We start from the raw sequence: 25205 nt of genomic DNA, 5'->3' as shown, positions 1-25205 counted from the left end.
TCAGCGACCCAGTGCTCAGCATCGACTCCGAAACTGGGTCCCTGAGCCTGTCGAAGGGACCCGCCCCGCAAATGCCGCGAGCCTATCGGAACGGATGCCGCAACTCACCCGTGTGACGCAATCTGACGCACGGTTTCGCCCTGTGTAGCCCGGGGCGACCGGCATCCGCGGGCATGGATAGCGTCGGAAGCCCGTGCCGACCCGAGAGGACCCATCGTGGCATCCGGAATCCCCCGTCGCCTCGGCGCTGCCGTCGCAGCAGCCGTCGTCATCGCTCTGACCCTGACCGCCTGCGCCTCGGCCGCCCCCGAGTCCTCGGGTGGCGACGGCGAGCCCGTCACCGGCGGCGACCTCGTCGTCGCGGCCCGCTCCGAACCGCCGCAGCTCAACCCGCTCGTCGACCAGATGGGCGGCGCGCACGTGCTGACCCCGGTCGTCGACTCCCTCGTGTGGGACAACGGCGACGGCACCTACGGCACGTGGCTCGCGACCGACTGGGAGGTGTCCGACGACGCACGCGTGTACACGTTCACGCTGCGCGACGACGTGACCTTCCACGACGGCACCCCGTTCGACGCCGAGGCCGTGAAGGTCAACTTCGATTACGTCGCCGACCCGGCCAACAAGTCCACGGGTTCGGTCGCGAAGCTGGGCCCGACGGCCGAGGTGCTCGACGAGTACACCGTGCGCATCACGCTCGAGCAGCCGGAGTCGAGCTTCCTCACGCTGATCGCCGCCCCGTACTTCGGCATCGTGTCGCCGACACAGCTGCTCGACGACCCCGACTCGCTCGCGTCGACCGTGGTCGGCACCGGTCCGTTCGTGTTCGACGAGTGGGTCAAGGGCCAGAGCATCAGCTACGTGCGCAACGACGACTACGACTGGGGCCCGGAGGGCACCCACGAGGGCGCCGCCTACCTCGACAAGATCACCTACCGCTTCCTGCCCGAGGACCAGACGCGCTACAACGCGCTGCTCACGGGCGAAGCCGACATCGTCGACTACATCGCTCCCGAGTACGCCGAAGAGGTCAAGGCCGACGACCGCTACGAGTCCGACGAGTTCCTGCTGCCGGGTGTCGGCTTCACGCTGCACCTGAACACGCGCACCGCGCCGTTCGACGACGTCAACGTGCGTCGCGCGCTGCTCACGGGCATCGACCGCGAGGCGATCGTCAAGAGCGCGACCTTCGGCGCGTACCCCGTGCAGGAGTACCTGGCGACGACGACGCCCGACTACAAGACCGACCTCGAGAACGTCATCGAGTTCGACGCGGATGCCGCGGGCGCGCTGCTCGACGAGGCCGGCTGGACGGGAACGGATGCCGACGGCTACCGCACCAAGGACGGCGAGCGCCTGAGCACCACCGTGCCCTACGCCGACAACGACCAGCTCGCCCAGCGCACGCTGGAGCAGGTGCAGATCGACGCGAAGGAGCTCGGCTTCGAGCTCGTGCTGCAGCCGGTTCCGGCGGCGGACTTCTCGCAGCGCCTCTACACCGGCGAGTACGGCATCATGCCGTCGTTCCAGTCGGAGGCGACCGGCATGCAGCTGTGGCGCCTCTACGGCGGCGACAACGTGTCGGACGGTTCGTCGATCGGCTCGAACGCATCGTTCCTGGCGGACGCCGAGCTCGACGGCATCCTGGCCCAGGCGCGCGCCAGCGCCGACCCGGCCGCCCGCGCCGACTTCTACGGCCAGGCGCAGGAGCTGCTGCCCTCGCTCGCCCCGTCGATCCCGCTGTACTCGCGGGCCCGCGTGGTGGCGTGGCAGCCGAACGTGCACGGCGTCGCGTGGGACTACGCGTGGCCGCAGCCGTACCTGTTCGACGCCTGGAAGAACTGAGTCTCGCGGGGTGACCGCCCTGGGATGCTTCGACAGGCTCAGCAACCCAGGGCGGTCGCTCTCCCTGAGCTTGTCGAAGGGTCCCGCCCCGGTACTGGGTCCCTGAGCTTGTCGAAGGGTCCCGCCCCGGTACTGGGTCCCTGAGCTTGTCGAAGGGTCCCGCCCCGAGACGCACACGGAGGAGGAACGACATGAGCACGGTCTGGCGAGTACTGCGCCGTCTCGGCGTGAGCCTGATCACGCTGTGGGGTGCGGCGACCCTCACGTTCTTCGCGCTGCGGCTCGTGCCGGTCGACCCGGCCTTCGCGATCCTCGGCGCCGGTCAGCAGCAGGTCGACATCAGCCCCGAGGTTCTCGCCGTCGTGCGGCAGGAGTACCACCTCGACGAGCCGCTGATCGTGCAGTACTTCCTCTACCTCGGTCGTCTGCTGCGCGGAGACCTCGGCATGTCGTACGTGCAGGAGCAACCGGTCGCCCCGCTGCTCGCCGCGCAGGCGGGTCCGACGATCGCCCTCGCGCTCGCCGCGATCGTGCTCGCCGTCGTGATCTCGCTCGCCGGCGGTGTGCTGACCGCCGGTCGCCGCCTGCCCAGCTGGATCTCCTCGGGCGTCGAACTGGTGCTCGCGTCGACCCCGGTGTTCTGGCTCGGCTTCGTGCTGATGCTGGTGTTCGCCGTGTGGCTGCGCGCGCTCCCCATCCTCGACAGCGGTGATCTGCGCTCGCTCGTCCTCCCCGCCCTCACCCTCGCGCTGCCGACGGCCGCCCTGCTGCTGCAGGTGCTGCGGCAGTCGCTCGACGACGCGCTCGAGCAGCCCTTCATCCTCTCGGCCCGTGCGCGCGGTCTCGGGTCGCTCGCCGTGACCGTGCGGCACGCGCTCCGCCACGCCGCGGTGCCGTACCTGACCATGCTCGGGTTCTCGTTCGGGGCCCTGCTCGGTGGCGCCGCGATCACCGAGACCCTGTTCAGCCGTCCGGGGCTCGGGCGCCTGCTCGTCGACTCGGTGGCCTCGCAGGACATCCCGGTCGTGATCGGCGTCGTCCTCGTCGGCACCGCCGTGTTCATCCTCGTGAACACGCTCGTCGACCTGTCGTACGCGCTCGTCGATCCGCGGGTGCGCGACGCCGACCGCGTGATCGCCCCGTCGAAGGACGACGCCGCCGCTGCGGCATCCGAACCTACGGGCGCCGACCGAACGGAGGCCACCGCATGAGCGGGGGAGTCGTCGCCGAGGCCGTCACCGCCCGGCAGCACGTGCGCTGGCGCGGCTGGGTGCGCCTGGCCGCCGACATCGGCACACTGCTGTGCGCGCTGGTGCTGGTGCTGTTCGTGCTCGCCGCGCTGTGGCCGCAGCTGCTCACCGGGCAGGACCCGCTCGCCGCCGATCGGGCGTTGATCCTCGCGCCTCCGGGGCCGGGGCATCCGCTCGGCACCGACGAGATCGGACGCGACGTCTACGCGCGCATCGTCTTCGGTGCGCGCAGCTCGCTCGTGCTCGGGTTCGGTGCCGTCGTCATCTCGCTCCTCTTCGGGACGATCCTCGGCCTCGTCGCCGGGCTGTCGAACCGGGTGATCTCGACCGTGACGCTGCGGCTCACCGACATCGGAGCGGCATTCCCCGAGCTCGTGCTCGCGATCCTCATCCTGGCGCTCTTCGGTGGAGGGCTCGCCACCGCCACCATCGCGATCGGCATCGCCGGCATCCCGTACTACGTGCGCGTCGTGCGCGGGGAGACGCTGCGCGTGCGCACCTCGACCTTCATCGAGGCCTCCCGAGGCATGGGGCTGTCGCGCGCCCGCGTGCTCGGACGTCACCTGCTGCCGAACGCCGTGCGCCCGGTCGTCGTGATCGCCACGATCGGCCTCGGCGGTGCGACGCTCACCGGCGCCGCCCTGTCGTTCCTCGGTCTCGGCAGCCCGCCGCCCACTCCCGAATGGGGTTCGATGCTCTCGAACGCGCGCAACTTCCTCACGCTGGGGTGGTGGGCCGCGGTGTTCCCCGGTCTCGCGATCACCCTGTTCGTCATCAGCACGACCGTGCTCGGTCGTCGCCTGCAGGCACGTCTGGAGGGTCGCGGATGAACGCGCTGATCCGGGTCGAGGGCCTGACCGTGTCGTTCGGAGGCCGCACGGCCGTCGAGGGTGTCGGTTTCGAGATCGGCCCCGGCGAGTGCGTCGCGCTGGTCGGCGAGTCGGGATCGGGCAAGTCCGTCAGCGCGCGCAGCCTGCTCGGGCTCGTCGGCACGGGATCCCGTGTGGATGCCGCGGTGCTCGAGATCGACGGCGTCGACGCGCGGCGGTTCTCCGAACGCCGCTGGCGCCGCATCCGTGGCCGCCGCATCGGGTACATCCTGCAGGACGCCCTGTCGTCGCTCGACCCGCTGCGCACGGTGGGCAAGGAGGTGCGCGAGGCGATCGCCGCGACCGGCGGACCGCGCGGACGGGCCGGCCGCGAACGTGCGCTCGAACTGCTGCGCCGCACCCACGTGCCCGATCCCGAGACGCGCATCGACGAGCGTCCGGCGCAGCTCTCCGGCGGTCAGCGCCAGCGCGCCCTCATCGCCACCGCGCTCGCCGGAGACCCCGCCGTGCTCATCGCCGACGAGCCGACGACCGCGCTCGACGTGTCGGTGCAGAAGCAGATCCTCGCCCTGTTCAGCGAGCTCAAGCAGCAGGGCATCGCGCTGCTGCTCATCAGTCACGACCTCGCCGTGGTGTCGCAGCTCGCCGACCGCGTGCTGGTGCTGCAGGGCGGCGCCGTGGTCGAGTCGGGCGAGACCGCCGACGTCCTGTCGAACCCCCAGCATCCGTACACCCGCTCCCTCATCGACGCCGCCCCGCGGTTCGACAGCGGCCCCGCCCTTTCGCTCGATCCACGGATCCTGAGCGAGCGAAGCGAGACGAAGGGCGCTCAGGAACCGGGTGTGGATCGGTCCCTGAGCGAGGAGCGTAGCGACGAGACGAAGGGCGCCGCCCCAGCCGAAACTGGGTCCCTGAGCCTGTCGAAGGGTCCCGCCCCGCGCGACCCCGACGTCGTCCTCGCCGCCGAGCACGTGAGCAAGACCTTCCGCCTGCCGGGTGGCGCGACGCGCCCCGCGGTGAAGGACGTCTCGATCGCCGTGCGCCGCGGGCGGTCGCTCGGCGTCGTGGGCGAATCCGGGTCGGGCAAGACGACCGTCGCGCGCATCCTCGCCGGGTTCGAGACCGCGGATGCCGGCACCGTGCGCCGTGCGAGCGACGACCCGCGCGACGTGCAGTTCGTCTACCAGGATCCGGGGTCGTCCTTCGACCCGCGCTGGACCGCGGGACGCCTTCTCGACGAGGCGATCGGGCTGCGGCATCCGTCCCTGTCGCGCACGGAGCGCGGTGCGCGCGTGCGGGACTGGCTCGAGCGAGTCGGACTCCCGGCGGACTTCGCCGACCGGCGGCCCTCGTCGCTGTCGGGCGGTCAGCGCCAGCGGCTCGGCATCGCCCGGGCGCTCGCCGTGGAGCCCGCGGTGGTCGTGCTGGACGAGCCGGTGTCGGCGCTCGACGTGGCGGTGCAGAAGCAGATCCTCGAGCTCATCGCGCGTCTGCAGGCCGAGACCGGTGTCGGATACCTCTTCATCTCGCACGATCTCGGTGTGATCCAGAAGGTCTGCGACGAGGTCGTGGTGCTGCAGGACGGCGTGGTGCGCGAGCAGGGTCTCACCTCGCAGGTGCTGCGTGCCCCGGCCGACGCGTACACGCGCCTGCTGATCGATGCGGTTCCCTCGCTCCCCGCCGTCTGAGGCGCAGTCTGACGCGTAGCCTGCCCGCCGTCTGACCCACCGCTTCGGGAGGAGATCTCGGCGTGGGGAGGAGAAATCCCTCCTGTTTCTCCTCCCGAGACGGAGATCTCCTCCCGAAGCGCGCCTCGCGCGACCGAGCGTCGTCGCGGCATCCACCGGGGTAAACCGGTTCTTGACGCGCCCGCGACGTGCGGGTTACTGTTGCTCCACCCCGTTCTGACAGCGTTGTCATTCCGAATCTCCCGATGTGACTCCTGTCGATCCGCACGCGGCGCCGCCGAAGCCCGCTGAATCCAGGAGACACCCCATGGCCCGCTCCGGCCCCGCCCGCCCCTCCCGCGCGACCGCCCGCCCCCGTCGCCTCGGCATCCTGAAGCGCACCGTCACCCTCGCCCTCGCCGCGACCCTCGCCGCCCCGATCGCCGCCCTCGCGCCCGCGGCGCAGGCATCCGCCGCTCCGGTCGTGAAGACCGCGGCCTTCGGCGCCCCCGACGACATCGCCGCCGACTACTACGCGGCCCTGCTGCGCCACACGCGCTGGGTGAACACGGTCTGGGATCCGGCCATCGGCGCCTATCAGTTCAAGGACTTCAACTTCGCCGTCGTGCTCGGCAACGCCGTGATCCTCACGCACGGCGAGTACGACGCCTCCGTCACGGGCATCCCGAAGGAGCAGCTGCAGCAGCGCACGGTCGACACGATCCGCTACTACGCCGCGAAGAACCGCTTCGTCGATCCGAACGGCACCTGGGGCAAGAAGCTCTTCTGGGACTCGACGTTCCAGTCGTACTTCCTCGACGCCGGGCGCGTGCTCTGGGACCAGCTCGACGCCACGACGCAGAAGAACCTCGAGACCATCGCGGTCGGGCAGTCCGCGTACGCCTCCGATCTGAACTACGGCAACGACCCGCTCTCGGGCTCGTGGACCGCCGATTGGCCGACCGGCAAGCACGAGGGCGACACCGCGCAGGAGGAGGCCGGCGTCTACACGCAGGCCCTCGCCCCGGGGCTGGCCTGGGCGCCCGATCACGCGGACGCCGCGCGCTGGGACGAGCAGCTCGGCGACTGGGCGCGCAACGCCGCCGGCCAGCCGATCGCCGACCTCAACAACCCGGCGATCGTCGCCGGCAAGCCCGTGTCGACGAACACGATGCAGACGATCTACGACACGTACCTGGTCGAGAACCACGGGTCCTTCGGGCCGCACTACCAGTCCGACATCTGGCGCTCGGGCGGACGCAACGCGATCCAGTTCGTGCTCAACGGCCAGCCGATCCCCGAATACCTGAAGCACCAGCCCAACTCGGCGGAGCTCTGGGAGGCGATCAAGATGGTGATGTCGAACCAGGGCGAGCCGTTCATGCCCATGGTCAACGACCGCGAGTACCTGTACGGGCGCGACGTGATCCCGATGGCGTTCCTCGGTCAGGTGCTGCGCGACCCCGACGCCGTGCGGGCCGAGGCGAACATGGCCGCCTCGCTCGAGGCGTATCAGGCCTACACCCCGGTCGATCGCCTCGCGAAGTTCTCGGGTGAGCCGAAGTACGAGCCCGAGGCGCGGGCCGAGATCGCGATCTCGTACCTCCTGCACGTCGCGGCCGCCGAGTCCGAGGAGGGGCCGGTCGCCCCGACCCCGCAGGACGAGTTCTTCGCGCGGCTCGCGGGCGTGCGCGACTTTGGCGCCGGTCCCGGGCTCTCGGTGCAGCAGACCGCGGATGCCTGGGCCGCGGCATCCAGCAAGAAGGGGTTCCTGAAGTTCCCGTGGGTGCCGGGCCACGACTCGTGGCTGTTCGCCCTCTCCGGCGCGACGCCGTACCTCTACCCGAACTCGGCCGCCACGGTTGACGACCGGCGCACGAGCACCTTCACGACCCCGCGCGACGGCTTCGAGGGCACCTCCTCGGTGTTCCGCATCGGCGACGGCTACGCCGGACAGGTCACCCTGCCGAACGGAGCCGCGCTCTACGCGTCGACGGGGGCAGGCTGGCAGGACGGCTCGGTGTCGGTGCGCAACCTCGACATGGGCGGGTACAACGGCCTCGACGGCTCGCGCACGTACGTCACGGCGGAGGGCTCGGCGACCGACACCCTCCCCGTCGTGACGCCGCCGGACCCCGCTGACGCGAACGCCGCCCGCGTCGACGACCTGTCGTTCGACCCGGTGCCGGCGCGCTACGTGCGCATGCAGGGCCAGCAGGGCAACGCGCAGTTCGGCTATTCGCTGTACTCGTTCCACGCCTACGGTGCGGATGCCGAGGCCACGACCGACCTCGCCGCGGGCCGCCCCGCGACCGCATCGAGCGACGACCCGGCGCGCCTGGCCGCGACCGTCACCGACGCGAACCCGACGACACGGTGGGCGGTGGCGCGCGCGGATCGCACGCGGGCCGACTCGTGGATCCAGGTCGATCTCGGCAGCGAGCGCACCGTCTCCGCGGTTCGTCTGGCCTGGGAGTCGAGCGCGGGTGAGCGCTACCTCGTGCAGACCTCGGTCGACGGCCAGACCTGGACGACGCAGACCGCTCGCACCGGCGGCGTCGACGCGAACGTCGCCCGCCTCGACACGGTCGACCTGACGCCCGCCGGCGCGACTGCGCCCGCACCCGTCGAGACCCGCTTCGTGCGCATGCAGGGCGTGCAGGGCGACCCCGCCTACGGCTACTCGCTGTACACGATGCGCGCGCTGACCGCGGCCGGCGTCGATGCGGCGGCGGGCAAGCCGGCCACGGCATCCAGCGCCGACACGGGCCGTGCGCCCTCGAGCGTCACCGATAACGACGCGGCCTCGCGCTGGGCGGTGTCGCGCGCCGACCGCACGCGCACCGATTCCTGGATCCAGGTCGACCTCGGCGCCCCGACGGCGATCGCCCAGGTGCAGTTGGGGTGGGAGGCCTCGGCCGGTCGCGAGTACCGCATCCAGACCTCCGCCGATGGCGTGACGTGGACGGATGCCGCGAGCTTCCGGTACACCGGCGACGAGGTGACCTCCACCGAGGGGTCGTGGATCAACGTCGAGGATCGAGCCGGATTCGTCGTGCGCGGCGGCCAGGCCCCGATCACGGTGTCGGCCGAGAAGCCCGGCATCAACGCGCTCCGGCTCGGCGGCGGCGATCGCCCGCTGCTCGTCGAGATGGTGCCGGGCGACGCTGCGGCGACGGCGGCTCAGGACGCCGCGCCGCAGCCGTCGGCCGAGGGGTTGCTGGTCAGCTCGCTGGGCGGCTACCTCAGCGCGTTCAACCTGTCCGGCACCGAGGTGACGACCGACGTCACGATCCCGTACGTCGGCGACACGGTGTCGCTGTTCGCGGGGGAGCAGACGCTCGGCGCGGATGCCTCGACCCTCCGGGTCACGGTTCCGGCCGGGCAGGCGGTCGTGCTCGCTCCGCGCGCCACGGTGCCCACCGACGTCGCGCGATCCGCGGGCGTCGGAGTCTCGGTGGTCGACGGACGCACGATCCGAATCGCGGATGCCGCCGCCGATGCGCGAGCGGAGGCATCCGCCGCAGCACCGACCCTCGAGGTGACGAACGCCGAGACGGGCGAGACGCGGGCGCTGCCGGTGGGCGAGCCCGTCGTGGCGGCCGCCGCGAGCTTCCCCGGTGCGACGCCGTTCCCCGTGCCCGACCGGGCGCTGAGCACGCTGACGTTCCCGGCATCCGTCCTGCCCGAGGGCATGACCTCGCCGCAGGGCGCGGTCGACGGCGACGAGACGACGTCGTGGACGCCGGGCCGCGACGGCCGCATGGTGACCGATCTCGGGTCCGCGCAGCCGATCGGCACCGTCACGATGCTGTGGGACGGATCGGATGCCCCCGCCGCCACCGTGTCGGTGAGCGACGACGGCGTCACGTTCCGCGATGTCGGCACGATCGAAGCGGGAACGACCCACGGTGCCGTGCCCGTCGATGCGACCGCGCGCTACGTGGCGTTGAGCACCGCGTGGAAGACCGGGGACCCGGGTCTCACGGCACTCCGCGTGCTCGCCCCGGGTGCCGTCGACGACGCCGCCCCGGGCGCGATCCGGGGCGAGGTCCCCGCGCTCGTGGTCGGTGCGACCGTGAGCGGCGCCCTGCAGGCATCCGGTGTTCCGGCCCCGACGTATGCGGTCGTGGCCGGGGCCCTGCCCGACGGCGTGACCCTCGATCCCGCCACCGGTGCGCTCGCGGGCGCGCCGACGACGGTCGGTGCGTACGCCTTCACGGTCGCCGCCGACAACGGGATCGGCGAGGCATCGACCCGTGCCTTCGCCGGGGAGGTCACCGCGGTGCCGGTGGATCCGGGTGAGCCCGGGGAGCCCGGCGAGCCCGGCACTCCCGGCGGCGGCTCGGGCGGGGGCGCCGGCGGAGACGGCTCGGGATCCGACGGTGATCTCGCCGCGACCGGTCTGGCGCTCGGGTGGTCGCTCGCGGCCGCACTGCTGCTGCTGGCCGCCGGCGGACTGCTCGTCGCACGACGCCGCAGGCTCGCTGTGTCGTCCGAGGACTGACGCTCCGACACCCGAGGGGTCGAGACACGCCGCAACCGCGCTCGCGCGCGCGGCGTGTCTCGACCCCTCAGTGCGTGCGGGCGCTCCATTCGCGCATCGAATATATACATCGGATGTTTATGTTGGCATCGATGCCAAAGTGTGACACACTATCTCCACGGCTCCTCTCTGAGCCGCGGAACGACGAAGTCTCACACCCGATCACGACAGCACCGGGCTGCACGCTCGCCCGATCGATGATCATGCAGAAACCCGAGAGGACCCCCGTGAAGAAGAAGACCATCGCAGGCGCGGTCGCCATGATCGCCAGCGTCTCGCTCATCGCCGGTTGCAGCGGTGCCGGAGGGCAGGACGCCGGCTCCGGCGACACGCTCAAGGTCGCCGCGTTCGAAGGCGGCTACGGCGCCGAGATGTACGCCGACGTCGTCGCCGCGTTCGAGAAGGCGAACCCCGACATCGACGTCGAGCTCGTCACCAGCAAGACCCTCGCCCAGGAGCTCACCCCTCAGGTGGCCGCGGGCGACTACCCCGACGTCGTCGTGCTCGGACAGGGCGCGAAGGAGGGCTTCACCGAGGGCTTCATCCGCGACCGTGGACTCGAGGACCTCTCCGACGTGCTCGACCTCACCGTCCCGGGTGAAGACGTCACGGTCGGCGAGAAGCTCACCGAGGGCATCGTCGGCAACCTCAACACCAACCCCTACGGCGACGACAGCGTCTACCTCCTGCCGATGTTCGCCTCCCCGACGGGGCTCGTCTACGACCAGGGCCTCCTCGACGCGCACGGCTGGGAGGTGCCCACCGACTTCGACGAGTTCTTCGCACTCGGCGAGGCCGCGAAGGCCGAGGGCATCTCGCTCTTCACCTACCCGACCGCCGGCTACCTCGACTCCTACTTCTTCTCGCTCCTCGCGGCAGCGGGCGGCGAGGACTTCTACTCCGACGTCATGACCTACGAGGAAGACGTCTGGATGCAGCCGGAGGCTCGCGAGGTGCTCGAGCTCACGACCGAGCTGCTCACCGAGTACACCGCGCCCACGACCGTCGGCTACGCCAACGGCCAGGACTTCACCAAGAACCAGCAGACGATCCTCGACGGCACCGCGATCTTCATGCCCAACGGCACCTGGATCGCGAACGAGATGGCGGATGCTCCGCGCAGCGACGGGTTCACCTGGGGTCTCACCGCGGTGCCCGCCCCCGAGGCCGGCGGCGAGCGCTACCTCACGACCTTCGTCGAGTCGGCGTGGGTGCCGGCCGAGGCGACGCACAAGGAGGAGGCGAAGACCTTCCTCGCGTTCCTCTACTCCGATGAGGCGGCCGAGATCTTCGCCGCGACCGGTGCCATCCAGCCGATCGTCGGACTCGCCGACGGACTCACGGGCGACTCGGCGGAGTTCTACGCCGGGTACTCCGGCGACGGTGTCAAGGCGCTCGTCGGCAGCTTCGCCGCGACCACCCCGGTGCCGGGCGTCGACCTCAAGGCGACGCTCTTCGATTCGGCCAACAGCGTGATCTCGGGCACCATGAGCCTGGACGAGTGGCAGGCCGCGGTGAACGACGCCAGCAACAAGCTCGGCGCCGCCGCACAGTGACACCCCGCGGGGCCGCCGATCCGTCGGCGGCCCCGCTTCCATCCCCACGCCCGAAGGACACCCCCGTGGCCCACACCCGCTCCGCGATGCACCGAGGTCGCGGTCGTTTCATCCTGTTCTCGCTGCTCCCGGCGTTCGTCCTCTACGTCGTCTTCATGGTCGTGCCGACCATCGACGTCTTCCGCATGTCGCTGTTCCAGTGGACCGGCTTCGGAGGCTCGCAGACGTTCATCGGCTTCGACAACTTCACAGCCCTCCTCGGCGACATGCAGTTCGTGCGTTCGTTCCAGAACACGATCCTGCTGCTCGTGATCGTGACGATCGTGACGATGGCCGGGGCGCTGGGCATCGCGGCGATCATGGTGAACCCGCGCATCCGCGCCCGCAACTTCTACCGCTTCGTGCTGTACCTGCCCAGCGTGCTCTCGATCGTCGTCGTCGCGGCGATCTTCTCCGCCGTCTACGACCAGAAGAACGGTCTGATCAACGGCTCGCTCAGCACCGTGGGCCTCGAGAACCTCGCCCAGGTGTGGCTGGGTGACGAGAAGATCATCATGTACAGCATCGCGCTCGCGATGCTGTGGCAGTCGCTCGGCTACTACGTGCTGCTCTACATGGGCGGGATGAGCTCGATCCCCGCCGACGTCTACGAGGCGGCCGCGCTCGACGGCGCCGGTGCCTTCCGTCGCTTCTTCGATGTGACGCTGCCGCTGGTGTGGGGCACCCTGCGCACCACGCTCACGTTCTTCATCATCTCGTCGGTCAACCTCGCGTTCGTGCTCGTGCGGGCGATGACCGACGGCGGCCCCAACGGCTCCTCCGACGTGCTGCTCAACTACATGTACAAGCAGGCGTACACGAACTCCAGCTACGGGTACGGCATGGCGATCGGCGTCGTGATCTTCCTCTTCTCGTTCGCCCTGGCGCTCATCATCAACCGGTCAACCAAGCGAGAGGTGCAGCAGTTCTGATGGCCTTCCTCACCCCGACCCGAGGCCGCGCGGCGAGCGATCGCACCTACCGCGTGCTGGTCAACATCCTGCTCGGCGCGATCTCCCTCGCCATCCTCATCCCGGTCGCCTGGGTCTTCATGGCCTCGATCAAGACCAAGCCCGAGTTCTACGAGAGCCCCTGGGCGATTCCGCTCGGCGTGTACTGGGAGAACTTCGTGCAGGCGTTCGTCAACGCGCGCATCGGCGAGTACTTCGTCAACTCGGTGCTCGTGACGGCGCTCGCCCTCGCGATCTGCCTGGTCGTGGCGGTGCCCGCCGCCTATGTGATGGCCCGCTTCGACTTCCGCGGCAAGTCGGTCGTCGAGGTGCTGATGCTCGCCGGTCTGTTCATCAACGTCAACTACATCGTCATCCCGATCTTCCTCATGCTGCTCGGCTGGGACCGCGCGCTGAAGGACGTCCTCCGCGGCGGTTTCTTCATCGACAACCTCGCGGTGCTCGCGCTCGTCTACGCGGCCACCTCGCTGCCGTTCACGATCTACTTGCTGACGTCGTTCTTCCGCACCATCCCGGTCGAGTACGAAGAGGCGGCGACGCTCGACGGCAGCTCCCGGCTGCGCACGATGGTGTCGGTGATGCTCCCGCTCGCCTCGCCCGTGATCAACACCGCGCTGCTGTTCAACTTCCTGGCGTACTGGAACGACTTCATCATCTCGCTCACCCTCATGCCGGGCGAGAACAAGACGGTCCAGGTCGGGCTCCTCAACCTGTTCCAGGCGCAGCGCGCGGCGGCGGACTACGGCCAGCTCTACGCGGGCATGGTCATCGTCATGGTGCCCGTCATCGTCTTCTATCTCATCGTCCAGCGCCGACTGCTGCAGTCCGTCGGCGGGGGAGGCATCAAATGACCGGTCGTCCCACTCCCCGTCGTGTGATCGACGTGCAGGCGCTCGTCGTCGGCATCGTCCACGCCGTCGTCTTCGTCGCCGCGATCACGACCATCATCGTCGCCCAGCAGACCACCGGCTGGCCCCAGCTGCTGACGATGCTCGGTGCCCTCGCCGTGCTCATCGCGCAGCTCGCGATCTTCAACAGGAGGCACCGTTGACCGCGGCATCCCGTCCGACCGAGACCGCCCGTCTGGCCGAGGCCGCCGCCGTCGTGCCCTCCGAACGCCAGCTCGCCTGGCAGCGTCGGGAGTTCTACGGCTTCCTGCACTTCGGCATGAACACGATGACCGATCGTGAGTGGGGACTCGGCCACGAGGACCCCGCGCTGTTCGACCCGGTCGACGTGGATGCGCGCGCCTGGGTGCGCGACCTCGCCGCCGCCGGGATGACCGCGGTGATCCTCACCTGCAAGCACCACGACGGCTTCGCCCTGTGGCCGAGCGCGCACTCCGCGCACACGGTCGCGGCGAGCCCGTGGCGCGGGGGTTCGGGCGATCTCGTGCGCGAGGTCGCCGATGCCTGCGCCGCCGAGGGGCTCGCGTTCGGGGTGTATCTCTCGCCGTGGGACCGCACTGAGGCGACCTACGGCACCGGCACGCCCTACGACGACTTCTTCGTGGCTCAGCTCACCGAGCTGCTCACCGGCTACGGGCCGATCTTCTCGGTGTGGCTCGACGGCGCGAACGGCGAGGGCGCGGATGGGCGGCGCCAGTACTACGACTGGGACCGCTACTACGCACTCGTCCGCCGCCTGCAGCCCGACGCCGTCATCAGCGTGTGCGGTCCGGACGTGCGGTGGTGCGGGAACGAGGCCGGCGACACCCGGCCCGAGGAATGGAGCGTCGTCCCGGCATCGCTCCGTGAGGCGGAGTCGACCGCGTCGCGCTCGCAGCAGGTCGACGACGGTCTCTTCTCGCGCCTGGTGCGCAGCGATGAGGAGGACCTCGGTGGCCGCGACGCGCTCCTCGCATCGACGGATCCGCTGGTCTGGTACCCGGCAGAGGTGAACACGTCGACGCGACCGGGATGGTTCCACCACCCCGCCGAGGACGACGCGGTGCGCTCGCCCGAGGAGCTCTTCGAGATCTACCGTCGCAGCGTCGGCGGCAACGCGACGTTCCTGCTCAACGTGCCGCCCGCGGCCACCGGTCACATCGCCGAGTCCGACCGCGCGATGCTCGCGCGACTCGGCGAGCTCATCCGCTCGCTCGACGAGAGCGACATCGCCGCGACGGCCGTGGCCGAGTTCTCGGCGTCGTCGCTGTCGGCGGCGCCCGGGCCCGGCGGGGTGTGGCGGGTCGAGGCCGACGACGTGCCGGCATCCGTGGTGCTGCGCTTCGAGACGGATGCCGACATCGCCGGCGTCGCCCTGCGGGAGGACATCGTGCAGGGTCAGCGCGTCGACGGCTTCGTCGTGCGCTTCCGCGGCGCCGACGGCACCGTGCTCGCGGAGCGAAGCGGCGCGTCGGTGGGTGCCCAGCGCATCGTCGATGCCGCGGTCGACGGCGTGCGCGCGGTCGAGGTCGAGATCGTCGGATGCCGCGGTCCCGTGGCCCTTTCGCAGGTGCGGGTGTTCCGTCGGACGGGTGCCTGGTGACCTCCGCGGCGGCACCGATCACATCCGCTAACATGAGGCAACACGCCACCAGGGGCGCTGTCGATCCCACCGGAACGGATATGCCGAAGACCACCAGCGCGGGCCGCGTCCGCCCTCCGACCATGGCGGATGTCGCCGCCCTGGCGGGAGTGTCTCCGCAGACCGTCTCGCGCGTGCTCCGCGATCACCCCAACGTCTCGGAGGTGACCCGACTGCAGGTCGAGAACGCCGTGGAGAGCACGGGATACCGCCGCACGGGTCTCGCGCGCGCCCTCGTCACGGGTCGCAGCATGACCATCGGCGTGCTCACCCACGAATCCGATCAGTACGCGGCGAGCTCGATCATGCTCGGCATCCATCGCGCCGCGCGCGCCCGCGGCTACTTCGTCTCCTCTGCCGGCACGACCTCGGTCTCGGCCGCGGCGATCGCCGGCGGCATCGGGCGGTTGCGCGACCAGGGCGTCGACGCCCTCGTGATCGCCGTCCCGATCTGGGACGAGCCCGCACTCGCGAAGGCCGTCCACGGCATCCCGACCGCGGTCATCGATGCCGACACCTCGGCGGCCGACGTCGTGGTCGACCTCGATCAGGAGGCCGCCGGACGCCTGGCCACGCAGCACCTCATCGACCTGGGGCACGAGACCGTGTGGCACATCGCCGGTCCGGCGAACTGGAAGGACGCCTCGGGCCGCACCCAGGGGTGGGCCGCGGCGCTCGCGGAGGCCGGCAAGACCGCGCCCCCCGTGCTCAACGGGGACTGGACCCCGGCATCCGGTTATCAGCTCGGTCTCGTGCTCGGCCGGGTGGCCGACGCGACGGCCGTGTTCGTGTCGTCCGATGAGATGGCGATCGGCGTGATCCACGCGCTGCGCGAACTGGGGCGCGACGTGCCCGGCGACATCTCGGTGGTCGCCATGGATGACATCCCGGTCGCCCAGTACCTGTCGCCGCCGCTCACGACGGTGCGCCAGCCGTTCGAGCGCATGGGTGAACTCGCCGTCGAGCGGGTGATCGCCGAACTCGACGGCGACGCCGACGAGCAGCGCAACGCCCACATCGCGCCCGAGTTGATCGTGCGCGGCAGCACGGCGCCGCCCGCGCGCTGACGCTCAGAACTCCTCGACGTACTCCTCTTCGGGGCCGAGCTCGGCCGTCGCCCGCAACTCGAGCGCCCCGCCGCGGCGGCGCAGCTCGAGGAGCACGATCTCGTTCGTGCCGGCGCGCAGCAGGGGTGCGGGCACGTACTGCGTCTGCTGCGGTCCGACCTCGGAGTAGCGGCCCAGCAGGAACCCGTTGACCCAGACGAGTCCCGTGCCCCAGCCGGGGAGGGCGAGGTGCGTGTCGCGCACGGCGCTGGTGATGTCGAAGGATGCCGTGGCGAGGCCGGGTCGTTCGGTGTCGGGCCGTTCGGTGTCGGGCTGCGCGGGGGCACGCAGGGCTTCGAGGTCGAAGGTCGTGGGGTCGACGGCGGATGCCTCCCAGTGCTGCACGATCCGGCGATCGACCAGGACGGGGCCGAGCATCCCCTTGCGCTCGCCGATCGATGATCCGTAGTTCACGCGTCCGCGGTTCTCGACCAGCACGACGATGCGGGCGCGGGCGCCGTGACCGCGTACGACGATCTCGCCGCGCTCCTCGATCTCGCCGACGGGTTCTCCGTCGACGAAGACGAAGGCGCGGTCGGCGATGCGCTCGAAGACCAGACGCAGCTCGCGATCGGGCAGGAGCGTGTCGGCCGTGTAGCGGACGAAGCCGTCGTCGGTGCCGAGCTCCTCGAAGCTGCTCGTGGCCGCGACTCGGCGGGGCCCCGTGGCGGCGGCATCCAGGACCGCCGGCAGGTCGGCACCGCGCGCGACGTCGATCCGCTGAGGCGCGAGGAATTCTGGCTGGGCGCTGCGCACCGGCTCGGTGGCACCGAGCACCTCGCGCATCGCGAAGAACTTCGGCGTCAGCGTGCCGTCCTCGGCGATGGGCGCGTCGGAGTCGTAGCTCGTCGTCGTCGCCATCAACCGCCCGTCGACCCGGTTCGCGCCCGACCAGAGGCCGAAGTTGGTGCCGCCGTGGGCCATGTAGATGCTGACGCTGCCGCCGTCCTCGATGATGCCGGCGAGCGTGCCGGCCGCGCTCGCGGTGCCGCGCACGTGGTGGGCCGTGCCCCAATGGTCGAACCATCCGTTCCAGAACTCCGCGACGAAGAAGGGTTCATCGGGGCGGCGACGGCGGATGAGCTCGCGCGCGGCGCCGGGCTGCGAGCCGAGCGTGAGGGCGGCGAGGGTGTCGGGCAGCATGCCTGCGTCGAGCATGAGGTCGGTCGGGCCGTCGGCTGTGTAGAGCATCTCGGTGACGCCGTGCGCGCGCAGGAGCCGCGCGACCTCGGCCACGTACGACGGGTCGTCGCCGTAGCTGCCGAACTCGTTCTCGACCTGCACGGCGATCACCGGGCCGCCGACGTTGGCCTGCAGGTCGGTGAGGCGGGGGAGCAGAGCGGCGAACCAGGCGTCGACCGCGTCGAGGAAGCGCGGGTCGGCGGTGCGCAGGGGGATGCCGGATGCCGTGAGCCACGTGGGCAGGCCGCCGTTGGTCCACTCCGCGCAGATGTAGGGCCCGGGGCGCACGATCGCGTCGAGTCCGACCTCGGCCGCGATCCGCAGGAACGCGACGATGTCGCGCCATTCGGTGAAGTCGGGAGCGTCGTCGGGGCTCGGCTGGTGGAAGTTCCAGGGCACGTAGGTGTCGACCGTGTTCAGGCCGAGGTCGCGCAGCCGCTGGAGGCGGTCGCGCCACTGGTCGGGATGCACGCGGAAGTAGTGCAGCGACCCGGCGAGGATGCGGGTGCGCGTGCCCTCGCGCAGGAGGCGGTTCCCGGCCCAGGAGAGCGTCGGCGCGGCGGGCGCCGGAACGGTCGCGTCAGACGCGGGAGTGACGAGTGCAGAAGGCATGAGATCCATTATGGGGGCAAATTGGCATCGATATCACTCTTGATATTCCGAGGAATCATGGATTCTGAGGAGAGTCGCCTGCAACTGTTGTGATCGATCACAATCTGTGCCATCCTCCTGAACACGGATCCGACGAGGGAGACAGCGTGGACAGACGGCAGCATCGGCGGCGACTCGCCGCCTGGGGTGCGGGTGTGCTCGCTCTCGCGGCGGTCGCCGCAGTGGCGATCCCGCTGACCGTGTCATCGCCGGCGCGCGCCGAGATCGACGGGATCGTGCTCACCGACGACGAGCTCGCGATCGGCGTCGATCGCGCCGGCCGCGCGGCCGAGCAGGCCGGCGGTGATGACGCCGATGTGCGCGCGGCGGCGATCGACTCCCTCCGCGACGACCTGGCGCTCCTCGAGGTCGCCCGCGCGGTCGGGGCGACCGACCTCGAGCGCCCGGCCGACATCCTCGATGCGCTCGACGAGGTCAACGCCGCACGCGCCGAGGCGCAGCGCGCGGGCGAGGTCGTCTACGGCCCGATCTCCTACAGCGCCCGCACGTTCTACTCCAAGAGCCTCACCGACATCCGGGAGGCGACCGCCCGCGCGCTCCTCTCCTCCGATGACCCCCGCTTCGCCGTCGGCGACGACGAGGTGCGCGCGCGCTTCGATGCCGAATCGTCGGAGTGGGCATCCGCCGCGACGACCCACACCCTCACCCGCCTCCGCACCGACGAGGCCGACCCGGCCGCCGCGCAGGCGATCCTCGAACGCGCACTGGCCACGGGTGACACCGCAGACGTGCAGGTCGAGACGATCACCGTCGCGGATGCCGAGCTCGTCGACGGCCTGTGGAACCCCGAGACCGCCGCCGCGATCCGTGCCGCCGACATCGGCGGAACGGCGGGTCCCGAACCCTCGCGATCCGGCTGGGCGGCCTACCGCGTCGATGCCCGCGAGGTCGATGCCGACGCCGCCTACGAGCGCTACCGCGAACGCATCCGCAGCGTCCTGCTCGACGAGAAGCTCACCGCGGCGATCGCCGAGGCCCGGGCCCACCAGAACGTCTCCGACTGACGGCCCCCGCCGTCCTGCCCCCGCAGCAACCTCCGAAGAAGGGACCCGCAATGACACGACACCGCCCCCCGAGACATCGAGGTCGACGCTTCGGCGCCTTCGCCCTCACGAGCATCCTCGCGACGACCGCCCTCGCCGGCGTCGCCGCGGCCCCCGCCGTCGCCGACGTCACCGACGCCGGCTGGGCGGGCGCCACGGCGAACCCCTACGGCGGCACCGACTACTTCCTCGACGCCACAGGCGGTGACGACGCGGCATCCGGAACCTCCGAGGCGACCGCCTGGAAGTCGCTCGCCAAGGCCAACGACACCACCTTCCTTCCCGGCGACCGCATCCTGCTCAAGGGCGGCGAGACGTGGAGCGACCAGCAGCTCTGGCCCAAGGGATCGGGCGAGGCGGGCAAGCCCATCGTCATCGACGCCTACGGCGACCCGGAGGACGGCCTGCCCTACATCGCCACCAACGGCAACGTGCCCAGCCCCTTCACGTCGGGCACGACCAAGAACGTCCAGACCGTCGGCCTCACCGGAGCGGTGAACCTGCGCAACCAGGAGTACGTGCACATCGCGAACCTGGAGCTCAGCAACGACGACGACTTCGCCACCGACATCACGCGCGGCTCCTACGTGCGCGACGGGGTCTCGGTCTCGATCAACGCCGATCTGCTCCCCGCCGGTGCCGACACGATCATGGACGGCATCGTGATCCGCGATCTCCACGTGCACGACATCGACGGCCCGAGCATCTGGCAGCGCATCCATTACGGCGGTGTGAACTTCCAGGTGTTCGGCTCGCAGCAGTACGGCGCGTACGCGACCGGCGGCCACTACTTCCGGGACATCGAGATCGTGAACAACACGTTCGAGCGCGTCGAGCTGCACGCCATCCAGTTCGGCTTCAACTGGTTCGGAGACCAGGTCGGATACAACGACGAGACCGGCAAGTTCCACGAGGGGTGGGAACAGCTCTGGGTGCGTGACCGCGACCTCTACAGCCGCAACGTGCACATCGCCCACAACTACGCCGAGAGCATCGGCCAGGGGCCGTACCAGTTCGCGAACACGAAGAACCTGCTCGCCGAGTACAACGAGGCCAACGGCTGGCTGCAGCGCTACGAGCAGGTCTCGGCCGGGCTCTACCTCTGGGCCGGCGCCGAGTCGGTCATGCGGTTCAACGAGATCTACGACGGGCCGGCCAACCAGTACGACGCCACCCCGTGGGACCTCGAGTTCACCAACTTCGACGTGACCTACGAGTACAACTACTCGCACGACAACAAGGGCGGCTGGATGGCGTACATGGGCAACAGCGGAAACTCCGTCGCCCGGTACAACCTCAGCGTCAACGACAACGGCGTGATCTGGAAGAACATGCTGTCGAGCAACTACTCGCCGACGTACGTGCTCAACAACGTGTTCGTCTACGACGGGTCGATCCTCGAGTCGGTGCACGACGAGGTGCTGAAGGACCGCGTCTACTTCGCGAACAACATCTTCTACAACACCTCCACGACCGACACGACCACGTGGGCGGCGAAGCCGGGCGGCCTCGACCGCGCGGTGTTCTCGAACAACGCCTACTACGAGGCGAGCGGCGAGTACTCGACGCAGCAGCCGAAGGACGACCGGGCCGTCATCGGCGACCCGCTCTTCGTCGGTGACCCCGCCGACTATGCGCAGGGCGCCGGTGTCGAGAACATCCGGCAGTCGGCGAGCATCTTCCGCCTCGACGACGCATCGCCGCTGGTCGACGCCGGCCGCTACAACGAGCGCATCGGCGAGTTCGACTTCTTCGGAGACCCCTCGTACCGCGGCGACGCCCCCGACATCGGTCTGCACGAGACGGCGAACGGCCCGGTGGTGACGAACCCCGTCGACGACGACCCGATCGAGGAGGAGGGCGTCGACACCCGCGTCGACCTGGCCCTCGGCAAGACCGCGACGGCGAGCTCGACGCATCCGCACCAGAACTTCGTGCTCTCGGCCGACAAGCTCGTCGACGGCGACCCGACCACCCGCTGGGCGGCCGCGGACGACGCCACGTTCCCGCTGACGATCGACATCGACTTCGGCGCCGAGACCGCGTTCGACGAGGTCGTGCTCGACGAGTTCACGGACTCCGGAACGGGGCTGCGCGTGAAGGACTTCGCGCTGCAGAGCTGGAACGCCGAGACCGAGCAGTGGGAGGCGTTCGTCACCCGCGACTCGGGCATCGGTCGCGACGCCGTGATCGACGGCTTCGGCACGGTCACCTCGTCGAAGCTGCGCCTCTCGATCACGAGCATGCTGCCCGGCGAGGTCTACAAGCCCACGCTCACGCGCATCTCGGTCTACCGCAACGCCGACGACGCCCAGCCGGTCGTCACGCCCGCGATCGGCGTGTTCGACCGCAACCCCGCGCAGGCCGACAACCCGAACAACCTGGTGGAGTTCACCGCGGATGCCGACGGCGCCACGCTCGACGCGATCCGCTACGTCACGACGTCGGGAGCGGTCGTCGGATCGCTCGACGCCGACGACTACACCGTCACCGCCGGTGCGGAGGGCGTCAGCGTCTACCGGCTGACCCCGGCCTTCTACGCCGACAAGATGCTCGGGACGTCGGGGCTGATCTTCGAGTTCAGCGCAGGCAACCCCGTGCGGGTCACGGTGGAGATCGTCGATACGAGCGAGATCGAGGCGTTGATCGCCGAGGGCGATGCGCTCGCCGCATCGGTGTCGGATGCCGCGCTCGATGCGGCCCTCGACGACGCTCGGGCGCTCGTCGCGAAGGTGAACCGCACCACCCCCGGCTCCGGCAATGCCGAGGTCACCCAGGTGGCGGTGGAAGAGGTCGCGGGAGTGCTCTCGACCGCGATCGCCGAGGTGGATCCGGGCGAGGGCGAGACCCCCGCGCGGAGCATCTCGGTGGAGGGGGGTGCGCTGCGGATCGGCGTGCCGACGACGATCGACATCGCCGGATTCGTCGCGGGTGAGGAGGTCGAGCTGGTGCTGCACTCCGAGCCCGTCCTCCTCGCCACCCTCACGATCGGTGCCGACGGCACGGCCGCCGCGATCGTCACCGTTCCGGACTCGGTCGATGTCGGAGAGCACACGCTCACCGCCACCGGCCGCTCGGGGCTCGCGTCGCTCGCGGTCACCGTGACGGCGGCACCGACCGACGGTGCGCCGGGCGGTGGGTCGAACGGTGGCCCCGCCGGTGGAGCGGCTGCGGCCGGCCCCGATGGCCTGGCGTCGACCGGCTCCGATTTCCCCGTGGTGCCCGTCGGCATCGCCGCAGCGCTTCTCCTCGCGCTCGGTGTGCTGATGGTGCGGCGTCGTCGGTCCGTCCTGGCCGACGCGTCGGAGGCGGATGCCTCCTGACCGGAGGGGATGAAAGAGGGGCGGGGTCGTGGGTGCGACCCCGCCCCTGTCATTCCCGCACACGGCTGAGGGGTCGAGACACGCCGCGCGCGAGGGCGGTTGCGGCGTGTCTCGACCCCTCAGCGGACGGTCAGTCCTCGTCGGGCTCTTCCGGCGCGCCGCCCGAGGCCGTGTCGGCCTCCTCGTCGGCGCCGGGCGTGCCCTGCGTGTTCTGGTGGTCGTCGTCGTGCAGGTCGTTGCTCACGGGATCGCTCATGTCGTCCTCCTTCTGGGTGAGTGGACCTGCACCGTACGTCCGCTCCGACGCGTCCGCGCAGGGGGTTGACTCCCTCGTCCCCATGCCCGTTCTCCTGCACCGATCGGTGCAGAGTGCCGCTTCTGGCGCTCCTTTGCCGGCGTTTCGCACCGATCAGTGCGTTACGTCACACCTTCCAGCCGCGCACCGCGTGGATCACCGCGGTCTTCGGGTACTCGCCGCCCGGCTCCCCGAGCTCGAACAGGTCGATCATGAGGAACATCGGATGCCGTGGCGCCTGGGCCGCGCGGAACACCACGACGCCGTCGCAGCCGATGACCGTCTCGCCGTCTCCCCAGACCGCGGTCCAGGTGTGCGGGGTGCGGGCGTCGTGATCGAGCGCGACCTCGACCATGTCGGTCACGAGCCGGTCGTCGCCGTGCGCCTTGATGCCGCAGCGCGCCGTCCACCCCGTCGCGCCCGGCCGCGCATCGATCTCGAAGATGCAGACCTCTCCGCGGTCGCGCTCCGACTCCTGCTCGGTGCCCACGAGCCACGCCGCGAGCATGCATCCGGGGTCATCGCTCGCGCTCACCGTGATGTCGACGCGCCCGCGGCGGGGCGCCCACGACAGCCGCGTCGGAACGGCGGTGCGCACGGTGAGCCCGTCGGGGCGGTGCCGGTGCGTGCCTCGGGTCGATCCGACGGGTCCGCTGAACGATCCGGTCTGCAGGTTCGACACCCGCATCGGGGCGTCCTCCGGCCGCCAGTCGGGTTGGTCGGCGTCGATCCGCAGCACCAGCCCCTCTGGCCCGGTCTCGTATCGCGCCTCCGCGCGCTCCGGCGTGGTCCAGTGCGCGAGGTAGCTCGTCACCCACAGGTCGGGGTCGGGGCCGTCGGCGAAGTCGTCGGCGATGTCGGGCTCGCGGTCGGGCGGGGGAGGGAGCAGCTCGGGCACCCCCTCATCCTTCCCGGCTGGCCCAACATTCATTCGCACGCGGTCCGGAATCGGATGTTCACGCTCCACGTTCCATCGGCGCCCGGTCGATCCCGCGGGCGAACCGGTCGAGCGCGCCGGCCAGCTCGGCGGGGTGGGTGAGGGCGGCGTAGTGCCCGCCGGGCACCTCGACGGGCTCGGACCTCAGGCGCTCGCGCACGACCCGGCGCATGAACGGCGCCGGGAAGAAGTTGTCGTCGGTGCACACGATCCCGATCGTCGGGATGGCCGGCAGGCGATCGCCGGGCCACGGCTTCGACAGCCACGCGCCCTGTTGGTCCCGTTCGCGTCGACGCGCTTCGTCGGCCAGCTCCCGCGGCACACCGTTGTAGAACGAGACCTCGGGGTCGTCGTCGATGCTTTCGCGGTCGTGGCCGGTGTTCGTCCACCACTCCATGAAGGTCTCGCCGGGCTGCGGGATCATCGCCGAGAAGAACACGAGTCCGTCCGCCTCGAGCGCCTCCGCGGCGAGGGGCGCCGTGAAGCCGCCGAGCGAATGGCCGACGACGATCACGTGATCGCGGGTGCCCACGGCCTCGACGACCGTGCGCACGTAGTCGGAGAGCTCGGCATCCGATCGTTCGGTCGGGAGGTCGACCGCCACCGCCTCGTGCCCGGCGCGTTCGAGGTGCGGCGCGACCAGGTGCCAGTCCCAGCCCGTCGATCCGCCGCCGTGGATGAGCGCGAAGGTCGCCATGGGGTCACGGTAGTCCGGCGCACGGCATCCGCACCAGGCGTTTCGGTTCGCCCGCCCCGGCGCGGGCGAACCCCCGTAGCCTGGACGCATGTCGACCCCCGCATCGCGCACCGCCCTCGACGTCGCCGACTGGCGACGCCGTGTCTTCGCCCTCTACGCCGCCGTGCGCGAGGCCGATTCGCCCGAAGACGCCCACGAGCTGTGGCGCATCGAACGAGACGACCTCATGCTGCACCATCCGGCCACGGCGTTGCTGCCCGAGGACCGGGTGATGTTCGAGGGGCTGCCGATCGCCTCGTACGACGCGCAGTGGCGGTTCGAGTTGCCGATCCTCGAGGCCGAGCCGGGCGGGTTCGACTTCGCGACCGGCACCGACGGCGTCGTGCCCTTCGAGCGCATCGGTCGGGTCGAGGTGCCGGATGCCGGATCGCTCGACGTGTGGCGGCTGACGACGTACGGTGGCGGGCTGTTCATCCCGGTGCGTGATGCGCTCGCCGGAAAGCCCGACGGCACCTACGGCGGCGGGCGCTACCTCGTCGACACGATCAAGGGCGCAGACCTGGGATCGGATGCCGCGGGCGGAACGCTCGTGCTCGACTTCAACTTCGCGTACAACCCGTCGTGCGCCTACGACCCGGCGTGGGCCTGCCCGCTCGCCCAGCCCGGCAACGTGCTCCCCATCGCGGTGCCGGTGGGGGAGATGTACGCGGGCTGAGC

At 70.5% G+C, this 25205-nt stretch carries 18 protein-coding genes; 14 read left to right on the top strand and 4 right to left on the bottom strand.

Features of this window, described 5'->3' with window-relative positions:
• Positions 1-216: 216 nt before the first annotated feature.
• From KV396_RS05260 to KV396_RS05210, 11 genes are all read left to right on the top strand, one after another.
• Positions 217-1845 carry an ABC transporter substrate-binding protein gene (locus tag KV396_RS05260; RefSeq protein ID WP_247957088.1) on the top strand — a complete coding sequence of 543 codons (1629 nt, stop codon included), beginning with the start codon at positions 217-219 and terminating at the stop codon, positions 1843-1845.
• A gap of 191 nt (positions 1846-2036) precedes the next feature.
• A complete protein-coding gene (locus KV396_RS05255) occupies positions 2037-3056 on the top strand; it encodes an ABC transporter permease (RefSeq protein WP_247957087.1) in 1020 nt (339 codons plus the stop codon).
• Positions 3053-3925, top strand: coding sequence for an ABC transporter permease (locus tag KV396_RS05250; protein ID WP_247957086.1), 873 nt, complete (start codon positions 3053-3055; stop codon positions 3923-3925). The genes KV396_RS05255 and KV396_RS05250 overlap by 4 nt, the downstream gene beginning before the upstream one ends.
• Entirely contained in the window at positions 3922-5613 is a 1692-nt protein-coding gene (locus KV396_RS05245; RefSeq protein WP_247957085.1) for an ATP-binding cassette domain-containing protein, read from the top strand. Before KV396_RS05250 ends, KV396_RS05245 begins: the two co-directional genes overlap by 4 nt.
• A gap of 307 nt (positions 5614-5920) precedes the next feature.
• Positions 5921-10099, top strand: a complete 4179-nt coding sequence (locus tag KV396_RS05240; RefSeq protein WP_247957084.1) for a discoidin domain-containing protein — start codon at positions 5921-5923, stop codon at positions 10097-10099.
• A gap of 266 nt (positions 10100-10365) precedes the next feature.
• Positions 10366-11694 (top strand): carbohydrate ABC transporter substrate-binding protein, encoded by a 1329-nt coding sequence (locus tag KV396_RS05235; protein ID WP_247957083.1) that lies wholly within the window; start codon positions 10366-10368, stop codon positions 11692-11694.
• A gap of 65 nt (positions 11695-11759) precedes the next feature.
• Positions 11760-12665, top strand: a complete 906-nt coding sequence (locus tag KV396_RS05230) for a carbohydrate ABC transporter permease (RefSeq protein ID WP_247624305.1) — start codon at positions 11760-11762, stop codon at positions 12663-12665.
• The gene (locus KV396_RS05225; protein ID WP_247957082.1) at positions 12665-13555 is read left to right on the top strand and encodes a carbohydrate ABC transporter permease; all 891 of its coding nucleotides are present in this window, start codon (positions 12665-12667) and stop codon (positions 13553-13555) included. The genes KV396_RS05230 and KV396_RS05225 overlap by 1 nt, the downstream gene beginning before the upstream one ends.
• Positions 13552-13755: a DUF6903 family protein gene (locus KV396_RS05220; protein WP_247957081.1), complete on the top strand. Its 204-nt coding sequence runs from the start codon at positions 13552-13554 to the stop codon at positions 13753-13755. Before KV396_RS05225 ends, KV396_RS05220 begins: the two co-directional genes overlap by 4 nt.
• Entirely contained in the window at positions 13752-15194 is a 1443-nt protein-coding gene (locus tag KV396_RS05215; RefSeq protein ID WP_247957080.1) for an alpha-L-fucosidase, read from the top strand. Before KV396_RS05220 ends, KV396_RS05215 begins: the two co-directional genes overlap by 4 nt.
• An 80-nt stretch (positions 15195-15274) precedes the next feature.
• Positions 15275-16300 (top strand): LacI family DNA-binding transcriptional regulator, encoded by a 1026-nt coding sequence (locus tag KV396_RS05210; protein ID WP_247624309.1) that lies wholly within the window; start codon positions 15275-15277, stop codon positions 16298-16300.
• A 3-nt stretch (positions 16301-16303) separates the two neighbouring features.
• On the opposite strand, the gene KV396_RS05205 is transcribed toward KV396_RS05210, so the two are convergent.
• Positions 16304-18133: a glycoside hydrolase family 35 protein gene (locus KV396_RS05205; protein WP_247957079.1), complete on the bottom strand. Its 1830-nt coding sequence runs from the start codon at positions 18131-18133 to the stop codon at positions 16304-16306.
• Positions 18134-18279: 146 nt separating this feature from the next.
• On the opposite strand from KV396_RS05205, the gene KV396_RS05200 reads away from it, so the two are divergent.
• Complete coding sequence (locus KV396_RS05200; protein ID WP_247957078.1) at positions 18280-19197, top strand: peptidylprolyl isomerase; 918 nt, start codon at positions 18280-18282, stop codon at positions 19195-19197.
• A 50-nt stretch (positions 19198-19247) separates the two neighbouring features.
• A complete protein-coding gene (locus tag KV396_RS05195; RefSeq protein WP_247957077.1) occupies positions 19248-22559 on the top strand; it encodes a discoidin domain-containing protein in 3312 nt (1103 codons plus the stop codon).
• Positions 22560-22689: 130 nt separating this feature from the next.
• Here the strand turns inward: KV396_RS05195 and KV396_RS16805 are convergent, their stop codons facing one another.
• From KV396_RS16805 to KV396_RS05185, 3 genes are all read right to left on the bottom strand, one after another.
• Positions 22690-22815 (bottom strand): hypothetical protein, encoded by a 126-nt coding sequence (locus KV396_RS16805; protein WP_281732843.1) that lies wholly within the window; start codon positions 22813-22815, stop codon positions 22690-22692.
• Positions 22816-22981: 166 nt separating this feature from the next.
• Positions 22982-23752: a hypothetical protein gene (locus KV396_RS05190; protein WP_247957076.1), complete on the bottom strand. Its 771-nt coding sequence runs from the start codon at positions 23750-23752 to the stop codon at positions 22982-22984.
• A gap of 58 nt (positions 23753-23810) precedes the next feature.
• Positions 23811-24488 carry an alpha/beta fold hydrolase gene (locus KV396_RS05185; protein WP_247957075.1) on the bottom strand — a complete coding sequence of 226 codons (678 nt, stop codon included), beginning with the start codon at positions 24486-24488 and terminating at the stop codon, positions 23811-23813.
• An 88-nt stretch (positions 24489-24576) separates the two neighbouring features.
• Here KV396_RS05185 and KV396_RS05180 point away from each other — a divergent pair, with 88 nt between their 5' ends.
• The gene (locus KV396_RS05180; protein ID WP_247957074.1) at positions 24577-25203 is read left to right on the top strand and encodes a DUF1684 domain-containing protein; all 627 of its coding nucleotides are present in this window, start codon (positions 24577-24579) and stop codon (positions 25201-25203) included.
• Positions 25204-25205: the final 2 nt, after the last annotated feature.

Origin of the sequence: Microbacterium galbinum, from assembly GCF_023101185.1 — a bacterium.
GTDB lineage: Bacteria > Actinomycetota > Actinomycetes > Actinomycetales > Microbacteriaceae > Microbacterium > Microbacterium galbinum.
Note: the sequence above shows the minus strand (reverse complement) of the source record. Positions and strands in the feature narration are given on the sequence as shown.